At 46.5% G+C, this 18,806-nt stretch carries 14 protein-coding genes; 6 read left to right on the top strand and 8 right to left on the bottom strand.

Annotated features, from left to right (window positions below; genetic code table 11):
* The first annotated feature begins 2 nt into the window (after window positions 1–2).
* Both Q335_RS0107340 and Q335_RS0107335 read left to right on the top strand, forming a co-directional pair.
* Window positions 3–677 carry a MarC family protein gene (locus tag Q335_RS0107340; protein WP_038369652.1) on the top strand — a complete coding sequence of 225 codons (675 nt, stop codon included), beginning with the start codon at window positions 3–5 and terminating at the stop codon, window positions 675–677.
* Window positions 678–686: 9 nt separating this feature from the next.
* Window positions 687–1,160, top strand: a complete 474-nt coding sequence (locus Q335_RS0107335) for a disulfide bond formation protein B (protein ID WP_028358060.1) — start codon at window positions 687–689, stop codon at window positions 1,158–1,160.
* Between the two features lie 60 nt (window positions 1,161–1,220).
* On the opposite strand, the gene Q335_RS0107330 is transcribed toward Q335_RS0107335, so the two are convergent.
* The 8 genes from Q335_RS0107330 to aceE form a co-directional block, all read right to left on the bottom strand.
* Window positions 1,221–2,348: a zinc-dependent alcohol dehydrogenase family protein gene (locus tag Q335_RS0107330; protein ID WP_028358059.1), complete on the bottom strand. Its 1,128-nt coding sequence runs from the start codon at window positions 2,346–2,348 to the stop codon at window positions 1,221–1,223.
* Between the two features lie 141 nt (window positions 2,349–2,489).
* Entirely contained in the window at window positions 2,490–3,992 is a 1,503-nt protein-coding gene (purF, locus tag Q335_RS0107325) for an amidophosphoribosyltransferase (protein WP_028358058.1), read from the bottom strand.
* A 23-nt stretch (window positions 3,993–4,015) separates the two neighbouring features.
* Window positions 4,016–4,504: a CvpA family protein gene (locus tag Q335_RS0107320; RefSeq protein WP_028358057.1), complete on the bottom strand. Its 489-nt coding sequence runs from the start codon at window positions 4,502–4,504 to the stop codon at window positions 4,016–4,018.
* 8 nt (window positions 4,505–4,512) lie between these two features.
* Window positions 4,513–5,493 carry an SPOR domain-containing protein gene (locus Q335_RS10060; protein ID WP_028358056.1) on the bottom strand — a complete coding sequence of 327 codons (981 nt, stop codon included), beginning with the start codon at window positions 5,491–5,493 and terminating at the stop codon, window positions 4,513–4,515.
* A gap of 27 nt (window positions 5,494–5,520) precedes the next feature.
* Window positions 5,521–6,834 (bottom strand): bifunctional tetrahydrofolate synthase/dihydrofolate synthase, encoded by a 1,314-nt coding sequence (gene folC / locus Q335_RS0107310; protein WP_051532389.1) that lies wholly within the window; start codon window positions 6,832–6,834, stop codon window positions 5,521–5,523.
* Between the two features lie 86 nt (window positions 6,835–6,920).
* Window positions 6,921–8,804, bottom strand: coding sequence for a dihydrolipoyl dehydrogenase (gene lpdA, locus Q335_RS0107305; protein ID WP_028358054.1), 1,884 nt, complete (start codon window positions 8,802–8,804; stop codon window positions 6,921–6,923).
* 9 nt (window positions 8,805–8,813) lie between these two features.
* Window positions 8,814–10,199 (bottom strand): dihydrolipoyllysine-residue acetyltransferase, encoded by a 1,386-nt coding sequence (locus Q335_RS09705; protein WP_051532388.1) that lies wholly within the window; start codon window positions 10,197–10,199, stop codon window positions 8,814–8,816.
* A gap of 17 nt (window positions 10,200–10,216) precedes the next feature.
* A complete protein-coding gene (gene aceE, locus Q335_RS0107295; protein ID WP_051532387.1) occupies window positions 10,217–12,928 on the bottom strand; it encodes a pyruvate dehydrogenase (acetyl-transferring), homodimeric type in 2,712 nt (903 codons plus the stop codon).
* A 522-nt stretch (window positions 12,929–13,450) separates the two neighbouring features.
* Here aceE and Q335_RS09700 point away from each other — a divergent pair.
* From Q335_RS09700 to Q335_RS0107275, 4 genes are read left to right on the top strand one after another with little or no spacing between them, the layout of a single operon-like run.
* Window positions 13,451–15,223 (top strand): PAS domain-containing sensor histidine kinase, encoded by a 1,773-nt coding sequence (locus Q335_RS09700; RefSeq protein ID WP_051532386.1) that lies wholly within the window; start codon window positions 13,451–13,453, stop codon window positions 15,221–15,223.
* A complete protein-coding gene (locus Q335_RS0107285; RefSeq protein WP_028358052.1) occupies window positions 15,216–15,824 on the top strand; it encodes a response regulator transcription factor in 609 nt (202 codons plus the stop codon). Before Q335_RS09700 ends, Q335_RS0107285 begins: the two co-directional genes overlap by 8 nt.
* A 1-nt stretch (window position 15,825) precedes the next feature.
* On the top strand, window positions 15,826–16,707 hold the full coding sequence (gene folD, locus Q335_RS0107280) for a bifunctional methylenetetrahydrofolate dehydrogenase/methenyltetrahydrofolate cyclohydrolase FolD (protein ID WP_028358051.1): 882 nt from the start codon (window positions 15,826–15,828) through the stop codon (window positions 16,705–16,707).
* Window positions 16,708–16,732: 25 nt separating this feature from the next.
* On the top strand, window positions 16,733–18,790 hold the full coding sequence (locus Q335_RS0107275; RefSeq protein WP_028358050.1) for a M3 family metallopeptidase: 2,058 nt from the start codon (window positions 16,733–16,735) through the stop codon (window positions 18,788–18,790).
* The last annotated feature ends 16 nt before the right edge of the window (window positions 18,791–18,806 follow it).

The following is an 18,806-nucleotide window of genomic DNA, read 5'->3' as shown; positions in this document are numbered from 1 at the left end:
TTATGACTGCCCTTTCATCCGGATTTTTTCTTTTTTTTGGTACGGTGCTGCCGATTTTGAACCCCCTGGCAATTATTCCAATATTTTTGACCATCACTCAAGGGGCGTCTAATCAAACACGTGCGCAATTATCCAAAATTCTTGGTTGGAATGTCTTTCTACTTTTGGTCTGTACTGCGCTGCTTGGCAATATGGTGTTGCGCTTATTCGGTATTTCAATTCCTATCGTACAGGTCGGTGGTGGTTTACTGGTGGTCGCTAGCTCTTGGAAGCTACTCAACGCCGAAGACCCCGACGATACCGAAAACCAATCCATTATAGAGAATTTCACTTTCGAAAAAGCCAAAAGCAATGCTTTTTTTCCTTTCACTTTCCCGCTTATTTGTGGGCCAGGAACGCTCGCCATTGCCTTAACCGTGGCCACCAACATGCCCAAAGATACATTGACCAATCAGGGTTTGTTTAGCGTAGGTATTGCAGCGGCATGTGCTGTGATCGGCTTTATTATTTTTGTGTGTACACGTTATGCAGCCAAGTTAATGCACCGTTTAGGCCATACAGGCGCGGCGGTCTTTATGCGCTTGGCAGCATTTATTTTACTTTGTTTAGGTGTACAAATTATCTGGAGTGGTGTGCAAGAATTAGCGCATATTCTTGCCACTCAAATGGGTGTCTAAATTTTAGCGATGATCACAACATCAAAAATCCTCAATACAACTGCTGTCCTTTCACTCGCTGCGGTGGGTTTTGCCCTCATCACTCAGTACGTGTTTGATATGAACCCCTGCGCTTGGTGCGTATTGCAACGTTTCGTATTACTCATTATTGCTGTGATTTGTTTGGTCAGCAATCTTTTGCCTAGTATGGTCAAACGCTTATTTGCTTTTTTGACGGCCTTATTAGGGATTAGTGGTGCGATTGCGGCTTGGTATCAGCATAATGTCGCCGCCCATATGTTCTCTTGCGATATGAGTTTTGCGGATGAATTCATGAGTCGCACCACCCATTTAGATAGTATTGCCCCATGGTTATTTGGTATTTATGCCTCTTGCAGTGACGCCGATGTCAAATTCCTAGGCTTACCGTATTCTATGTGGGCCCTACTCCTCTTTGCCTTGATCGCCATTTTGGGGTTTGTCGCGCTCTTGCGCAAAAATTAGGGGTTCAACCACACAAAAAAGGACGGTCATTGCAGACCGTCCTTTTTAGTTTCTAGAGGCTTAATCCATCGTCACAATTAAACGAGCGGCTTGTCCTTGATCGAGACGATCAAAGCCCTCGTTAATGTCTTCGAGTTTCAGAACATCAGTGATCAGTTTATCCACTGGCAAACGGCCTTGTTTGTAGAGTTCAATAAAGCGTGGGATATCGCGCATGGGCACGCAACTGCCAACATAAGAACCTTTGATCGTGCGTTCTTGAGCGGTCAGACTGACTTGCTGCACCGCGAATTTCTCTTTGGGGTCAGGTAAGCCAGCGGTCACTGTGGTGCCCCCAATACAGGTAATGGCATAAGCCATCTCAAGGGCGGTAACTACGCCGGCGGTTTCAATCGCATAATCGACGCCACCTGGCGTGAGAGCTTGGATGCGCTCGAGAACATCATCCTGAGTGACATTAAAACAAGCGGTAGCCCCCAGCTCTTGCGCAAGTTGCAGTTTTTGGGCATTGACATCGAGGGCGATCACTTGACTTGCGCCTGCCATGATGGCGCCAAGCACAGCTGCCAAACCAACACCTCCTAGCCCCACCACGGCAACCGTACTGCCTGCTTCGATCTTGGCTGTATTGACCACCGCTCCAACCCCCGTGATCACGGCACAACCAAAAACCGCGAGTTTCTCGAAAGGTATACTAGGATCGACTTTGACAATTGAGTTTTCTGATACCACGGCATATTGTGCAAAACCGGAGACCCCGATATGGTGTTTAATATCGTCGCCATGATCATGCAAACGGATGCCGCCGTCTAGCATCTCGCCCTTGGCATTGGCTTGAGCACCGGGCTCACACAGTGCTGGCCGTCCTTTGCGACAGGGTAAGCAGTGACCGCAGCTCGGCACAAAAACACAGACCACGTGATCGCCAGGCTCGAAGCCTTTGACCCCTGAACCTACTTCTATGATCTCACCCGCCGCTTCGTGGCCAAGAGCCATAGGCAGGGGCCTAGGGCGACTGCCATTAATCACAGAAAGATCGGAGTGACAAAGACCGGCGGCCCCGATCTTAATAAGTACTTCATTGGGGCCGGGAGGATCAAGCTCTAGCTCTTGGATGCGTAGTGGTTGGCTATGGGCATAGGGTTTGCTTAATGCCATTTCGTGTAAGACAGCCGCTTTGGTTTTCATAAGGCCTCCTTTTTGCATTTATTAATTTAGTATAAAGAATTTTAGATTGTTTTTTAAGAGGCTTGTCGGCTAGTTTTTTATAAAAAAACCGTCGTACAGCGAAGTACGACGGTGCAAATAGCTACTATTATGGGGCTGTGCTTAACCGCTGTAACCCATATTGGTTTGTTTGCCTGCTTGCGCTTTTTGGGCACGACGACTTTGGGCCAATTCTTGCAGATAGACTTGGTCAATATCGCCCGTCACATAATTACCATCAAAGCAAGAACAATCAAATTGTTGGATCGCTGGATTGATTTCTTGTAAGGCTTTTTTGAGGTCGTCCAGACTTTGATAGACCAAACCATCAGCGCCAATTTCGGCACGAACTTCATCAGTGGTTTTGCCGTAGGCAATTAAATCCTCTTGTAGCGGCATATCAATACCATAAACATTCGGGTAGCGAACAGCAGGTGCTGCCGAAGCAAAATAGACTTTTTTGGCCCCCGCTTGGCGTGCCATATTCACGATTTCGCGACTGGTGGTACCACGCACAATAGAATCGTCAACCAAGAGTACATTTTTGTCTTTGAACTCTACACTCATGGCATTGAGTTTTTGGCGCACGGACTTTTTGCGTACTTCCTGACCTGGCATAATAAAGGTGCGACCCACATAGCGATTCTTAATAAAGCCTTCACGATACTCTAAGTCTAGGCGAGCTGCCAATTGCATGGCAGCAGGTCGAGAGGAATCAGGGATCGGCATCACCACATCAATATTGCCTAAAGGTAATTCACGAGCGACTTTATCGGCCAGGTATTCACCCATCCGCAAACGTGCGTTATACACATTGATGCCATCAATGGTTGAATCAGGCCGAGCAAAGTAAATATATTCAAAAATACAAGGCGTGAGAATTGGATTGTCGGCGCATTGTTGTGCGGTCAGTTGACCTTCCTTATCCACAAAAACGCATTCACCAGGTTCGACATCACGTACAAAATCAAAGCCACTGCCCTCGAGTGCCACAGATTCGGAAGCAAACATCCATTCGGTGCCGTGCTTGCTCTCATGTTTGCCTATACACAAGGGACGAATGCCAAATGGATCTCTAAAAGCAATCATGCCATAGCCTGCAATCTGTGCAACTACGGCATAAGCGCCCTTAACACGCTTGTGCAGCGCCGCAATCGCATTAAAAATTTCTGCTGACGTTAAGCGATTACTTTGATTGGCTGTTTGTAGTTGATGCGCCAATACATTGAGCAAGACTTCAGAGTCAGAATTGGTATTGATATGACGGCGATCCACTGTAAACAAAGACTGACGCAATTGTTTCCAGTTTGTAAGATTACCATTGTGCGCAAAGGTAATACCAAATGGCGCATTCACATAGAACGGTTGCGCCTCTAGTTCACTCTCACTCGAGCCGGCCGTTGGGTAGCGTACTTGACCAATGCCAGCATTGCCAGGTAAAGACCGCATATTACGGGTGCGAAACACATCACGCACCAGACCCTGTGACTTAAAAATATTAAAGTTACGATTACTCTCTGTCGCTATACCAGCCGCGTCCTGGCCGCGATGTTGTAAAAGCAACAAAGCATCATAAATTAATTGATTAACGGGTGAAGCGCCTGCCACACCAATAACACCACACATAACTCTGACCTATTGAATAAAAATTAATATGGTAGATAACTCGCTAGAGGAGCCGGTAACTGTGCTTTGATAAATTGCACGGCATCGACCGCCATCGGCGAAAATTGCGCTGTTTGCCACCACGGCTCCTGAGGTAAATGCGTAAAACCCGCAATCATCACAAGAATTAAGACAATGATCACACCACGCATAATACCGAAGAAAAATCCCAGACCCTTATCTGCAGGCGTGAGCCCTGTTGCCTTGAGGAAAGTAGCTAACAAACGATTGACTAAGCCAATCACTAACAGCACCACAAAAAACACGACGACATAGGATACGGCCATATTGACTAAGGGATGCGTCAACCATTGACCTAGACTGGGCATGAGCCATGGCCCCCAGCGCAATGCCCCCATGAAACTAAGGATAAATGCCACCAATGAGATGACTTCTTTAAAAAATCCTCGGAAGAGCCCCAGTAGACCTGAAGCTGCAATAATTCCGAGGACAATAAAATCAAAAATAGTCACTATTTGTATTAGTTACCCGTGACAAAACTATCGGGGAAGTTAAGCGCTCTAACACGGGTTTGCGTGGCCTGTGCTGATTCCTTAGATGAGAAAGGCCCAATGCGTAAGCGATATACCGGTTTGCCACTGACTTGTGCAACTTGCACATAAGCATCGGAGACCCCTTTACTACGCAATTTATCGCGTTGCGCACGGGCATCGGCCGCTGATGTAAATGAACCAACTTGCACGTTATAAGAGCCTGATGTCACGGTTTTGTTAGATTGTGATGGCGTCGCTTTGCTCACAGACTTACCTTGCAATAAGGCTAAGGCTTTACTGCCATCGTCAGTACGATCCTTGTCAGCAATCGTATGGTTACTTTTTTTGTTTTTGGATGTGTCGGATTTTTGGCTAGGTTTGCTAGGCGTTTTGTTTTGGGCACTATCCTTGCTAGGGCTAGTCGCTTTGTTAGTATCTGCAGTTGATTGCGCTACAGAATCTGAGGAAGACGTGTTATTTTGCGTGCTATCTTGGCTGTTAGATTCGGATGACGTCTCTGGCAATAAATCAGGATTCGTACTTTGTGCGACTGAGGTCGGATCGGTTGCAGACTGATCTTGATTGTCTGGATGACCCTCAGTGTCTGGCGTCGTCGTGCCATCGTGAGTATCTGCTTGTTCGGTACCTTCTTGCGGCGCTAAGGTACCGGTAGCTGCTTCGCCTTCAGCTTGCACGCCCGGTGCAGTTTCAACAGATAGTGATTGACCCTGATTGTTAGAGCCGGCTGGCGATACCAATGGCGCTTGTTCCGGCTCCGTTGGTTCGTCATTCGATTTAAAAATTAAAGGCAAGACAATGACTGCAACAATCACCAACAGGATAATTCCTATTAACCGTTTGGTAATTTTGCTACGCATTTCGCTCATTTGACGTTGCTCATCGTCGTTGCGAGAGCTCTGGGTGCGATTACGTTCGTTATTCGGTGATCGGTTTTGATTAAAAGCCATTGAATGAATTCCTTATTGGAGAAATAACTAAGATTGACGAATGTGTTCGAGCACATCAGCGACAGTCAAAAATGAGCCAAAAACAATTAAACGGTCATTTTGGTTCATGTCTTGTAAGGCTTGTTGATAAGCCTGCACACTATTATCGAAAGTTCGCACCTGAGGCAAGCCCTCATCATCCTTTTCGATTAATTGCTCTATTTTAGCAGCTAATGCTTGAGCAGACTGACCGCGTGGTCCCTGCAGGCTGACACAATACCAATAGTCTACATCCTTACTTAACTTCTGGATAACACTATCGCAGTCCTTATCATTGAGCATACCAAACACCGCATAAGTGTAAGGATGAAAACTCATATGCTCAAGATTATGTGACAAGACGGAAGCGGCATGTGGGTTGTGCGCCACATCGAGAATCACCGTAGGCTGACCTGGCAAAATTTGGAAGCGTCCAGGTAGATTGACTAAAAGCAAGCCTTCACGAATCGCTTGTAAAGGCACAGATAATTTCAGATTCAGCGCTTCGATGCAGGCCAAGGCAGCACTGGCATTGAGCAGCTGATTGGCACCCCGCAAGGCCGGATAAGCTAAGGCATTGCGACGATTTGTGCGACCCGCAAAGGCCCATTGCTGCTTATCACCAGAGTAATTAAAATCGCGGCCGAAGAGCCAAAGATCAGCTTCAATCGCTTGGGCATAATCGATTAACGATTGCGGTGGCATGGGATCACTACAAATCGCAGGTTTGTGACTGCGATACACATGAGCTTTTTCGAGGGCGATCTGCTCTCTTGTATCCCCTAGATAAGCCGTGTGATCAATATCAATACATGTGACAATCGAGCAATCCGCATCGATAATATTGACAGCGTCTAGGCGCCCTCCTAAACCCACCTCAAAAATCGAGACATCTAAATTGGCCTTCTGGAATAACAATATGGCCGCCAATGTCGTGTATTCAAAATAGCTCAGACTAATATCGCCACGAGTTTTTTCGATGCGATCGAACTGTTCAATAATGGCCTGATCCTGTGCTAATTCGCCATTGATTTTGATGCGTTCATTAAAGACATTCAAATGCGGTGAGGTATACAAGCCCGTGCTAAAGCCTGCGGCTGTATAAATAGACTCCAACATAGCGCAGGTAGACCCCTTACCGTTGGTGCCCGCGACGATAATTTTTACACCATCCCATTCAATGCCTAACTTGTCAGCTACGGCTTGAACCCGTTCAAGGCCCAAGTCAATGGTTTGCGTGTGGAGATTTTCTAGATAAGTCAGCCAGTCGGATAAGTTACTTGTTTGAGTGGGAACTGCTGGCTTGGAGTCGATTGCGTCCATGTAAGAACCAGATTAAAAATTAAAAACGTAAGGCTTAACGTTAAAGCCTTACGTTCGTTACAAACTGCCGAGTATTTTAGCAGATATTACCGCTTTTTAGCAGGCGGCACATCGGTGCAAGATCCTGCGGCGACTTCGGCTGCCATACCGACAGACTCACCTAAGGTAGGATGAGGATGAATGGTATGAGCCATATCATCAATATCGGCGCCCATCTCTATCGCTAAAGCGACTTCACTAATGAGGTCACCCGCATTGAGGCCAACAATCGAGCCCCCCAAGATGCGCTTGGTTTCGGCATCAAATAAGAGCTTGGTAAAGCCCTCGGTGGCATCATTGGCAATGGCACGACCTGAAGCTGCCCATGGGAATAAGGCTTTTTCGAGCTTGACTCCTTGAGCCTTGGCTTGTTCTTCTGTGATACCCGCCCAAGCCACTTCTGGATGGGTATAGGCCACTGATGGAATAACACGGGCATCAAAACCGGCTTTGTGACCGGCAATCACTTCGGCGGCGACATGGGCTTCATGCACGGCTTTGTGCGCTAACATGGGTTGACCGACGATATCGCCAATCGCAAATATATGCGCCACATTGGTTCGCATTTGCGTGTCCACCTCGATAAAGCCACGGTCAGTGACTTCAACCCCGGCTTTCTCGGCGCCGATATTCTTGCCATTCGGTTTACGACCGACGGCCTGCAAGACTAAATCGTATTTTTGTGGCTCTTTAGGGGCATCCGCACCTTCAAAGCTAACATAAATACCATCGTCTTTAGCTTCAGCCGCCACCGTTTTGGTATTGACCCAGATATGGTCAAAGCGATCCGCATTTTTCTTTTGCCAAGCTTTAACAAGGTCACGATCAGCGCCTTGCATCACGCCATCTTGCATTTCAACCACATCTAGACGTGCACCTAGCGCAGAATAGACGGTCGCCATTTCGAGGCCAATAATACCGCCTCCGATAATCAGCATTTTTTGGGGATTTTGACGTAATTCCAAGGCCCCTGTAGAGTCAACAATGCGTTTATCTTCAGGCAAGAAAGGCAGTTTGACTGACTCACTACCGGCAGCAATGATACATGCATGAAACGCCAAATCTTGCGTTTTGCCATCCTCTAATTGGACGTTGAGGTGATGTTCATCGCTAAAGCTAGCCGTGCCAGTGACGACCGTGACTTTACGCATTTTTGCCATCGAGGCAAGACCCCCAGTCAGCTTGCCAATGACTTGATTTTTGGCGTCTCGTAGCTTATCGAGGTCGATGTCTGGCTCACTGAAGCGAATGCCTTTAGCCGCTAAATGCTTAGCTTCTTCTAAAACTTGCACATTGTGCAGTAGCGCTTTTGAAGGAATACATCCGACATTGAGACATACACCGCCAAGCGTACTATAGCGCTCGATCAGGGCGACTTTTAGACCAAGATCAGCGGCACGGAAGGCCGCTGAATAACCACCTGGCCCAGAACCAATGACCACGACGTCATAAGCGTCTTCACCTAAATTCTCAAAATGAATTGGCTCGGCTTTGTGTTCAGCAGCGCTAGTGGCAGGGGTTTGTGAGGAGGCACTAGAGGATTGCTGCTTCGTCGCGCTAGCCGCTGCCTCTGTATTGCTTTGAGCATCTGCTTTGGCGTCAGCGGCGCTTGCGTCGTCTGAGCGTGTGGTTTGACTATCAGCACCCTCCTCGGCAGGAGCTTGATCAGGCGATTCTTGAGCGGCCTGATCTTCTTGTGCTTCAAGCATAAGAATCAAGGAACCCTCGGCGACTTTGTCACCCACCTTAACTTTCAGTTCAGTGACTTTACCCGCATAACTCGAAGGAATCTCCATCGAGGCTTTATCAGACTCGACGGTGATTAGACTGTCTTCTTGGGCAATTGTATCGCCCTCTTTGACGAGAATCTCGATAACATCGACTTGATCGAAGTCACCAATATCAGGCACTTTTACTTCTATTTGACTCATATTGGCTCCTTAAATTAAGGCACGACGGAAATCGGCCAAGAGTTTGCTGAGGTAGACATTAAATCTGGCTGCCACGGCACCATCAATCACGCGGTGATCATAGCTTAGCGATAGCGGCAGCATTAAGCGTGGTTCGAATTTTTCTCCATTCCACACCGGTTTCATGTACTGTCTTGAGACCCCTAAAATAGCCACTTCTGGCGCATTAATGATCGGCGTAAAGTGCGTACCACCAATACCACCCAATGACGAAATAGAGAAGCAACCGCCTTGCATTTGGCTTGGTGATAACTTACCGTCACGCGCTAATTTGGCAAGTTCTGAGGTTTCTTTGGCGATTTCAGAGACAGATTTCTTATCAGTGTCTTTGATCACCGGCACTACCAAGCCTTGCGGCGTGTCGGCGGCAAAACCAATATTGTAGTATTGCTTGTAGACTAAACTTTCGTCGACCAGTGAGGTATTAAATTGCGGATACTCTTTGAGGGCTAAGGTCACAATCTTGATCAAGAACGCCAACATCGTGAATTTAACACCCACTTTTTCGTACTCTTTGTTGAGTTGCTTACGGAATTGCTCTAATTCCGTAATATCGGCTTCGTCATTGTTGGTGACATGAGGAATCATGACCCAATTGCGATGCAAGTTGGCGCCTGAGATTTTTTGGATGCGGGTCAGAGGTTTAGTCTCTGTAGGTCCAAATTTATTGAAATCAATTGTTGGCCAATCCAAGACTTCAAGACCAGCACCGCCCATGGACTTACTACCACGTGCCGTCGTGGACACAGACAAGGCAGTTTTGACAAATTGTTGTACGTCTTCAAGCAGAATCCGGCCTTTTTTACCCTTACCTTCCACCTGGGTCAGATCAACCCCCAACTCTCGTGCATATTTACGAACAGACGGTGACGCATGCGGTAAGTTTCGGAAATCTTTAGCATCAAGGGCATACGAAGCGGTAGGCGATTCTGCGCGTTTCGGAGCACCACTCGGAGCTTGAGATTTGGCGGCAGATTCGCTAGCCGCTGGCTCAGCTGGCTCCTTAGGCGCTGGCGCTGCCTTGGCCTCATCGGCCTCTTTGGCAGGCTCACGTGAAGACTCGACTTTGCTCTCTTGCGCGTCTTTGGCCTGCGCGTCTGCTTGGGCATCGCCCCCTTCAGTAGGTTCCACAGTCATGATGACGGAACCTTGTTTGACTTTATCACCCACCTTGACTTTAAGGTCAATGATTTTGCCCGCGCTCTCTGAAGGAATTTCCATAGAGGCCTTGTCTGACTCCACAGTGATCAGACTTTGCTCTTGCTCGACCACATCACCTGGTTTGACGAGAACCTCAATGACATCGACTTCATCAAAATCACCAATATCAGGTACTTTTACTTCTATTTGACTCATTACGTAATTCCTTTTGCTTAAGCTAAACGAGGAGCGATTTTGTCGACCTTGATGTTGTATTTTTTGATGGCTTCTTCAACTTTTTTAACATCGATTTGGCCTTCATCGGCTAACGCTTTGAGGGCGTTAAGCACGATGTAGTGACGATCGACTTCAAAGTGTTCACGCAATTTAAAGCGGAAGTCAGAACGACCGTAACCATCTGTACCCAGAACCGTGTAGCTACGACCTTGTGGAATATATTCGCGAATTTGATCGGCAAATAATTTAACGTAGTCAGTAGACGCCACGATAGGACCTTGAGAGTCGCTAAGCACCTTAGTGATATAAGGAACTTTGCCTTGACTGCTAGGATGTAAGGTATTGTAGCGTTTGCAATCATCGGCTTCGCGGCGTAACTCAGTAAAGCTCGGGACACTCCAAACATCCGCCGCAATTCCCCAATCTTTTTCAAGTAGCTCTTGAGCGGCAATAGATTCTCGCAAAATCGTGCCGCAACCAAGCAACTGTACTTGCGCTTTACCTTTTTTGCTCTCTTGCAAGCGGTAAATCCCTTTGATAATGCCATCCACGTCTTCTTTTTTGGCTAGACCTGGTTGTGGGTAGCTTTCATTCATCAGCGTGATGTAGAAGAAAACGTCCTCTTGGTCTTCGACCATGCGTTTGAGACCATGTTGCATGATGACAGCCACTTCGTGACCAAAGCTTGGATCATAAGACACGCAATTAGGAATCAAAGACGATTGAATATGGCTATGACCATCTTCGTGCTGTAAGCCCTCGCCGTTGAGTGTCGTACGACCGGCCGTACCACCCAAAATAAAGCCACGCGCTTGCATATCACCCGCTGCCCATGCCAGGTCACCAAAACGTTGGAAACCAAACATAGAATAGTAAATAAAGAACGGGATCATGATGCGGTTATTGCTTGAATAAGAAGTGGCCGCGGCAATCCATGAGCAGAAGGCCCCTGCTTCGGTAATCCCTTCTTGTAAAAGTTGGCCGTTTTCAGATTCTTTGTAGAACATCACTTGTTTTTTGTCGACAGGGATGTATTTTTGGCCTTCTGGGGCGTAAATACCGATCTGACGGAATAAACCCTCCATACCAAAGGTGCGGGATTCATCAGAAAGAATAGGTACAACACGGTCTTTGAGATTTTTGTCTCTTAATAAGAAGTTCAAGAAACGTACAAAAGCTTGGGTGGTAGAGATTTCTTTGTCACCACTGGTAGGTTCAAGAACAGCATCAAAGTAGTCCAAATCAGGGACTTTGAGTTTTTCGTCGGCATGCACGCGACGAGACGGTAAGTAACCACCCAATTTGTCACGATGTTCATGCATGTATTTCATCTCTGCGGACTCTGGCGCTGGACGGAAATACGGGATGTCTTGTAGTTCCTCATCACTCACAGGGATATTGTAGCGATCGCGGAATGCGCGGACATCATCGACCCCGAGTTTTTTAGTTTGGTGAGCGGTATTTTGACCTTGTGCCACCATACCCAAGCCATAACCTTTGATGGTTTTGGCAAGAATGACTGTCGGTTGGCTCTTAGTTTTCGTGGCAGCATCAAAGGCGGCATAGACTTTGTTAGGGTCATGACCACCACGGTTTAGACGCCAAATTTCTTCGTCAGACATACGACTGACCATATCTAACAAGCTTGGGTCTTTACCAAAGAAGTGTTTACGGACAAAGGCACCGTCATTGGCTTTATAGGCTTGATATTCGCCATCAACCGTTTCGTTCATGACTTTGACGAGTGTGCCATTTTTGTCGCGCGCTAAAAGTGGATCCCAATAACCACCCCAAATCAACTTAATCACATTCCAACCAGCACCGCGGAACTCACCCTCTAGTTCTTGGATGACTTTGCCATTACCACGAACCGGACCGTCTAAACGCTGTAAGTTACAGTTAATGACAAAGATGAGATTGTCGAGTTTTTCGCGGGCAGCCAAACCGATTGCCCCTAGAGATTCTGGCTCGTCCATTTCACCGTCACCGCAGAAGCACCAGACCTTGCGATTTGAGGTATCGGCAATACCACGCGCCTGTAAATATTTGAGGAAACGCGCTTGGTAAATCGCCATCATTGGACCTAAGCCCATAGAGACGGTTGGGAATTGCCAGAAATCTGGCATGAGTTTAGGGTGCGGATAAGACGATAAACCGTTACCGTCAACCTCTTGGCGGAAATTATCCAATTGTTCTTCGGTTAAACGGCCTTCTAGAAAAGCGCGACTATAGTAACCTGGTGCGGAATGGCCTTGGAGATAGACTAAATCGCCGCCTCTCTCCTTGCTTTCAGCATGCCAAAAGTGATTTTGGCCACATTCAATCATCGTGGCCAATGACGCAAAAGACGCCAAGTGACCGTCCAATTTACTGCCGTCTTTGCCGGGCTCTAAATTGGCTTTGACGACCATCGCCATCGCGTTCCAGCGAATAAAGTGACGAATTCGTGCCTCAATTTCTAGATTACCAGGATTAGGAGGTTCGAGACCGGCAGGAATCGTATTGACATACGCAGTGTAAGGAGAATATGGAATATTGGAACCAGAACGGCGTGCCAAATCGGTAAGTTTTTCTATAAGAAAATGGGCTCTTTCGGGTCCTTCGCGGTCTAATACCGCCTCAAGACTCTCGAGCCACTCTTTGGTTTCCTGTACATCAACATCTTGGATGTCTTGATGATTAGGATTTTGGTTGTTTTCATTAGACATGCATATACTCCTATACTGGACTGACTCTTACGATACTAGAATCACGTCGAACAAGATTATTGTCTGCTATTGTAATCTAAACACTAGTACAACTACTAACGTTTAATAAAAGAAGCTGAATTAAACTTATTTTTATCTACGAGATTTGCGGTATTACTAGTATTCAAGGCTACCTAAAGCTATATAATGATCAGATTAACTCAAGCCTTTAGAGATTATTTAGGGACATGAATAAGGTATTTATAGGGCATTTATAGGTGATTTATAGAAACTTTAAGTGCCTCTCTTTAACTGCTCTTAAGCAAGCTTTTTGTGCTGACAGTGTAAAGCTTAAGCAATGCCATTAGTTGACGTATGGTACGCCTTAAATTTTAAATAATGCAAAAGCTTAGTCTTACATAAACGTTGGTTTATTTAGTCCTAGCGTCAGTTCCCTTGCCAGTACTCCATAAAGGCTTTTGTGCGACAGCATCACCAACTGCATCATCATTTAATGCAGTGGCTAGACTTTTATAATCACTTATGACCACTTTATACGATCACGCTTCGCTTGAACCTACTTCTATCATAAGTCGTGACCTGACTCGCAAACGTAGTTTCTTTTGGATTATTCCCTGCGTTGTACTGGTCATGTATTTATTGGTCATCTTGGCTTTTTTTGTTATCCAAAAAAACCTCCAAGAAAATATTTATTTTGTCAGCGATATTGAGTCGAGCCGCCAGAAATTACTCTTGATTTTTGTGCTCGCTCTCTCGGCCACGATTATTATCTGTTTGCTCTTAATCTGGCATTTCAGTCGGGTTCGCGCCCAAACCGAAAACGCACTTTACAACGAAACCACGTTCAGACGTGCTATGGAGAATTCCATGTCTACGGGCATGCGAGTACTCGATATGAAGGGCAAAATTATTTATGTCAATCCGGCTTTCTGTCGTTTAATTGGCTGGAATGAAAGTGATTTATTAGGCAGTAGCCCACCCTACCCCTATTGGCGCAAAGATCATCTGGACTATCACCAAGGCGTTATGCATATTTTATTGAGCGGCAAAACGCCCAATACAGGTCTAGAGCTAGAAACCATGCGTCGCGATGGTTCATCGTTTACGGCACGCATGTATGTGTCACCTCTCAGGGACACCAATGGCCAACAATTCGGTTGGATGACCTCAATGACCGACATCACTGAACCCAAACGCATCCGCGAAGCCCTTACGGCAACGCACGAGCGCTTCATGACGGTGTTAGAGAGTCTCGATGATGCGATTTCTGTGACAGCCGATTCGCCCAATGGCTTAGAGCTCTTATTTGCTAATCGCACCTATCGGCGTCTTTTTGGTTCGGATGCTCGTGGTCACAAAGAACTGCTTAAGACCTATAATACGCGTCTTGATGACAATACCAATGAGTACTTTAATGAGTCCAGTCAAGCTTGGTTCGAAATCCATCACCGTACCTTAACCTGGACCGATGGCCGCAAGGTGCGTATGCAAGTTGCACGTGATATTACGCAACGCCACCAATACCAAGAAGAGCTCAATACCCAACAAGAAAAAATCGAACTTAATAGTCGCCTCACTACCATGGGTGAGATGGCGTCTTCATTAGCGCACGAACTCAATCAGCCACTAGCGGCCATTGTGAATTACAATCGTGCCATTTCTAACCTACTTAAATCGAATCGAACGGAGCAAGAAGCCCTACTCAAAGTCCTAGAAAAATCTATTCAACAAGCCGAAAGAGCGGGTCGCATTATTAGTCGTATCCGTGAGTTTGTGAAACGTAGTGAACCTCGCCGACAAGCGATTCAGATCCGGGACATTATCGATAACACCATGGATTTGGCCATGATCGAGAGTCGCAAACACAATATCAAAATTATTGATAATATTCCGTTCACGCTTCCTGAGATTTATGCCGATCCGATTTTGATTGAGCAAGTCTTATTTAATTTAATTAAAAACGGCCTAGAGGCAATGAGCGATTGCGATCAAGGATCATCGCTCCAGCTCAATGCCATGCAAATTGGCAAAGAGATCGATGTGAGCGTGACCGATTACGGTCATGGCATTAAAGATCCCGACCAATTATTTGCTCCGTTTTTCAGTACTAAACGTGAAGGCCTTGGCATGGGTCTGAATATTTGTCGAACGATTATCGAGTCCCATAACGGTCGTTTATGGGCCGAACACAACCCCGAAGGTGGCTGTATTTTTCATTTTCGTTTGCCCTGTGTTGCAGAGCTAGCGGCCCCATCAACTCATCCACATACCGAAAGGAACCTAAACCATGATTGATCATAGCAATAGTGTGATTTTTGTCGTTGATGACGACGATGCTGTGCGCGATTCTTTACGTCTTCTTCTTGAGACCCAAAATTACAATGTGCGCGACTTTGCCAATGGCGAAGATTTTTTGCAGCAATACAATCCCGACCAAGTTGGCGTATTAGTATGTGATGTACGTATGCCTGGTATGTCTGGTTTACAATTGCAAGAAGAGCTGATCCAACGTGAAGCCACTATCCCGATTATCTTTATTACCGGTCATGGCGACGTCCCAATGGCGGTCAATACCATGAAAAAAGGCGCGGTTGACTTCATCGAGAAACCGTTTGATGTCGAAGAGATCACCGGCGTGATCGAACGCTTGTTGGACGAGGCCTATAATCGCATGGATCAAGCCAAGACCAAAAAATTCAACGAATCACTACTATCGCGTTTAACATCGCGCGAGTCACAGGTGCTCGAACGAATTGTGGCCGGTCGCTTAAATAAGCAAATTGCCGATGACTTTAATATCAGTATCAAAACTGTCGAAGCGCACCGAGCCAATATCATGGAAAAACTCGAAGTCAGCACCGTGGCCGACCTCATGAAAGTGGTATTAAGGAGTTAGAATGAATGCAACGCTTATTGACGGCAAAGAGTTATCTGCCCGTATTACTGAACAACTGAAGACTAAAGTCAGCGAACTCCAAGCCCATGGGATTGCGCCTTCGCTCTCTGTCGTGTTGGTCGGTGACGATGCCGCCTCACAAGTCTATGTAAAAAACAAAGACAAAAAATTTAAGGACTTAGGACTGGCCTCAGAGATAGTGCGCTTGCCTAAAGACATTACCGAAGCTGAGCTTTTACAAAAAATTCAAGCGCTGAACGAAGATCCCAAGGTCAAGGGCATATTAGTACAATTACCCTTACCTTCACAGATCGAGGCTGACAAGGTTATCCAAGCCATTGACCCCCGCAAAGATGTTGACGGTTTTCATGAACAAAATGCCGGTGCCTTAATGAATGGCCAACCGCGCGTGGTGCCTTGCACACCACTGGGCATTATGTATATGTTGCAGGATCAAGGTGTGAATTTACGCGGTGCCGAAGCCGTGGTGGTGGGTGCTAGTAATATTGTCGGCAAACCCATCGCACTCTTACTCCAAAAAGCGGGTGCGACAGTCACCATCTGCAACTCCAAGACCCGCAACCTCAAGGCGCATACACAACGCGCCGATGTGTTGGTGGTAGCCGTAGGTAAACCCGAAATGATTAAAGGCGATATGATCAAAGCGGGTGCGGTCGTGATTGATGTCGGTATTAATCGCATGGCAGACGGTAAGCTCAAAGGCGATGTGGAATTTGAGAGCGCGCGTCAAGTGGCCAAAGCCATTACCCCCGTACCGGGTGGCGTGGGCCCAATGACGATTGCGATGTTAGTGGTCAACACCATTAATGCCAGCATTTTACAAAGCCCAGAGGCTGATACATCGCTTTTATTAAAATTTTAAACCCAGAGATTGACTTAACCCTTATATGAATTTAGAAAACAACCCTTTATTAACGCCACTCGAAAACTTAATTGATTATGCCAAAATCAAGCCAGAGCATATTGAGCCAGCAATGGACTATTTGCTCTCAAAAGACAAGGCTTTGGTACAAGAATTATGTGCCATTGAGGAACCTAATTGGCAAAACTTCATCGAGCCCGGTGATTATCAGAGTGCTCACTTATGGCGTGCATGGAGTGTGGTGAATCATCTAAATTCAGTCGTCAATACGGCGCAGATTCGCGAGGCTTATGGTAAGGTGCTGCCCCAGGTTTCTGCTTATTCAACGTGGCTTGGCCTTAATCGTGACCTCTTTAAGCAATACCTCAAAATCCAATCAAGTGCGGATTTTAAGAAACTGAGTGCGACCCGCCAACGCATTATTAATGAGGCCATCAAAAACTTTAAATTAAGTGGTGTGGAGCTCGAGGGTCAGGCCAAGGAAGATTACGCAAAAATCAATGAACAATTGGCGAATTTATCGCAGCAATTTTCTCTAAATGCGCTCGATGCCGTGGATCAATGGCATCATAACGTCACTGACGAAGCCGAACTTTCTGGTCTTCCTGAAGATGCCAAACAAGCCGCCAAAGCCTTAGCGCAGAGCCAAGGGCAAGAAGGTTGGACCTTCACCCTAAAAATGCCATCTTTCTTACCAGTGATGCAATACGCTGATAGTCGTCAATTACGTCAGTGTTTACATCGGGCTTACAGCACCTTGGCTTCCGACCAAGGCGATAGTCGCTATGATAACTCCCAAGTCATCGAGCAAATTCTGGACTTACGCCAACGTGAAGCCAAATTATTGGGCTTTGAAGATTATGCACAAATGAGTTTATCCAGCAAAATGGCAGATACACCGCAACAAATTATTCATTTTTTGCGTGATATGGCCCAAAAAGCCAAGCCTTTTGCCCAAAAAGACGTGGCAGACCTAAGCGCTTTTGCCAAGCAAACCCTAGAGATGCCAGCGCTGCAGCCTTGGGACTATGCCTATGTCTCTGAAAAATACCGTCAGCAACTTTTTGCCTATTCAGATGAAGAAGTACGCCAATATTTACCGTTAGACAAGGTCTTATCAGGGCTCTTTAAGCTCATCGAGAAACTCTATGGGGTAACTTTCAAGGCGAGCCCTGATATTGTGACTTGGGATGCTGCCGTGCAGGTCTTTGAAGTGCATGAAGCGCAGCAAGTCATTGGCTATTTATATCTAGATTTATTTGCGCGAACCGGTAAACAAAGCGGTGCTTGGGTGGCACCGGAGCGCACACGACATCGTTATCAGGATAATTTACTCGTACCGGTCGTGTATCTTACTTGCAATTTTTCAGCGGGCAATGGTGAGCAACCCGCGCTCTTGCGGCATGATGATGTCATTACCCTATTCCACGAAACTGGTCACGCCTTGCATGGTTTACTGTCTCGGGTCGATGACCCCGCGGCAGGTCCTTTTAGTGCCGTAGAATGGGATGCCATTGAGTTGCCTTCGCAATTTATGGAGAACTTTTGCTGGGAATGGCCGGTGATGCAGGACTTAACCGCCCATTGGCAAACCCATGAGACGATGCCGAAGGCTTTGTTTGAAAAATTACTGCAAGCCAAAAACTTCCAAAGTGGCATGCAAACGGTGCGCCAAATTGAATTTGGCTTGTTTGATATGTTATTGCACAGCACGGATAAACGCTTGAAGATTAAAGACGTGCTCGAGACCCTTAAGCAAGTGCGTCAAGAAGTGGCCGTCATTATGCCACCCGAATGGAATCGTTTCCCTCATAATTTCTCGCATATTTTTGCAGGTGGCTATGCCGCGGGTTACTACAGTTATAAATGGGCCGAAGTCCTCTCGGCTGATGCCTATAGCTACTTTGAAGAAAATGCAGATGCCCAACATGGCACCGTCAATCCTCGCAGTGGCCGCCACTTTAGAGACACAATCTTGGCTGTCGGAGGGTCTAAACCCGCTGCTGAGTTTTTCAGGGATTTCAGAGGTCGTGATCCAGAGGTAGACGCCTTATTACGACATAATGGTATGCAAGCCAACTAAGCTGATAGGATTGTGG

It is taken from the genome of Brackiella oedipodis DSM 13743 (assembly GCF_000621025.1).
Classification (GTDB): domain Bacteria; phylum Pseudomonadota; class Gammaproteobacteria; order Burkholderiales; family Burkholderiaceae_B; genus Oligella; species Oligella oedipodis.
Note: the sequence above shows the minus strand (reverse complement) of the source record. Positions and strands in the feature narration are given on the sequence as shown.

Excerpts from the sequence above, each read along its gene's own strand:
- Q335_RS0107340 (WP_038369652.1), top strand. The coding sequence starts at position 3 with ATGACTGCCCTTTCATCCGGATTTTTTCTTTTTTTTGGTACGGTGCTG.
- Q335_RS0107335 (WP_028358060.1), top strand. The coding sequence starts at position 687 with ATGATCACAACATCAAAAATCCTCAATACAACTGCTGTCCTTTCACTC.
- Q335_RS0107330 (WP_028358059.1), bottom strand. The coding sequence starts at position 2,348 with ATGAAAACCAAAGCGGCTGTCTTACACGAAATGGCATTAAGCAAACCC.
- purF (WP_028358058.1), bottom strand. The coding sequence starts at position 3,992 with ATGTGTGGTGTTATTGGTGTGGCAGGCGCTTCACCCGTTAATCAATTA.
- Q335_RS10060 (WP_028358056.1), bottom strand. The coding sequence starts at position 5,493 with ATGGCTTTTAATCAAAACCGATCACCGAATAACGAACGTAATCGCACC.
- folC (WP_051532389.1), bottom strand. The coding sequence starts at position 6,834 with ATGGACGCAATCGACTCCAAGCCAGCAGTTCCCACTCAAACAAGTAAC.
- lpdA (WP_028358054.1), bottom strand. The coding sequence starts at position 8,804 with ATGAGTCAAATAGAAGTAAAAGTGCCTGATATTGGTGACTTCGATCAA.
- Q335_RS09705 (WP_051532388.1), bottom strand. The coding sequence starts at position 10,199 with ATGAGTCAAATAGAAGTAAAAGTACCTGATATTGGTGATTTTGATGAA.
- aceE (WP_051532387.1), bottom strand. The coding sequence starts at position 12,928 with ATGTCTAATGAAAACAACCAAAATCCTAATCATCAAGACATCCAAGAT.
- Q335_RS09700 (WP_051532386.1), top strand. The coding sequence starts at position 13,451 with ATGACCACTTTATACGATCACGCTTCGCTTGAACCTACTTCTATCATA.
- Q335_RS0107285 (WP_028358052.1), top strand. The coding sequence starts at position 15,216 with ATGATTGATCATAGCAATAGTGTGATTTTTGTCGTTGATGACGACGAT.
- folD (WP_028358051.1), top strand. The coding sequence starts at position 15,826 with ATGAATGCAACGCTTATTGACGGCAAAGAGTTATCTGCCCGTATTACT.
- Q335_RS0107275 (WP_028358050.1), top strand. The coding sequence starts at position 16,733 with ATGAATTTAGAAAACAACCCTTTATTAACGCCACTCGAAAACTTAATT.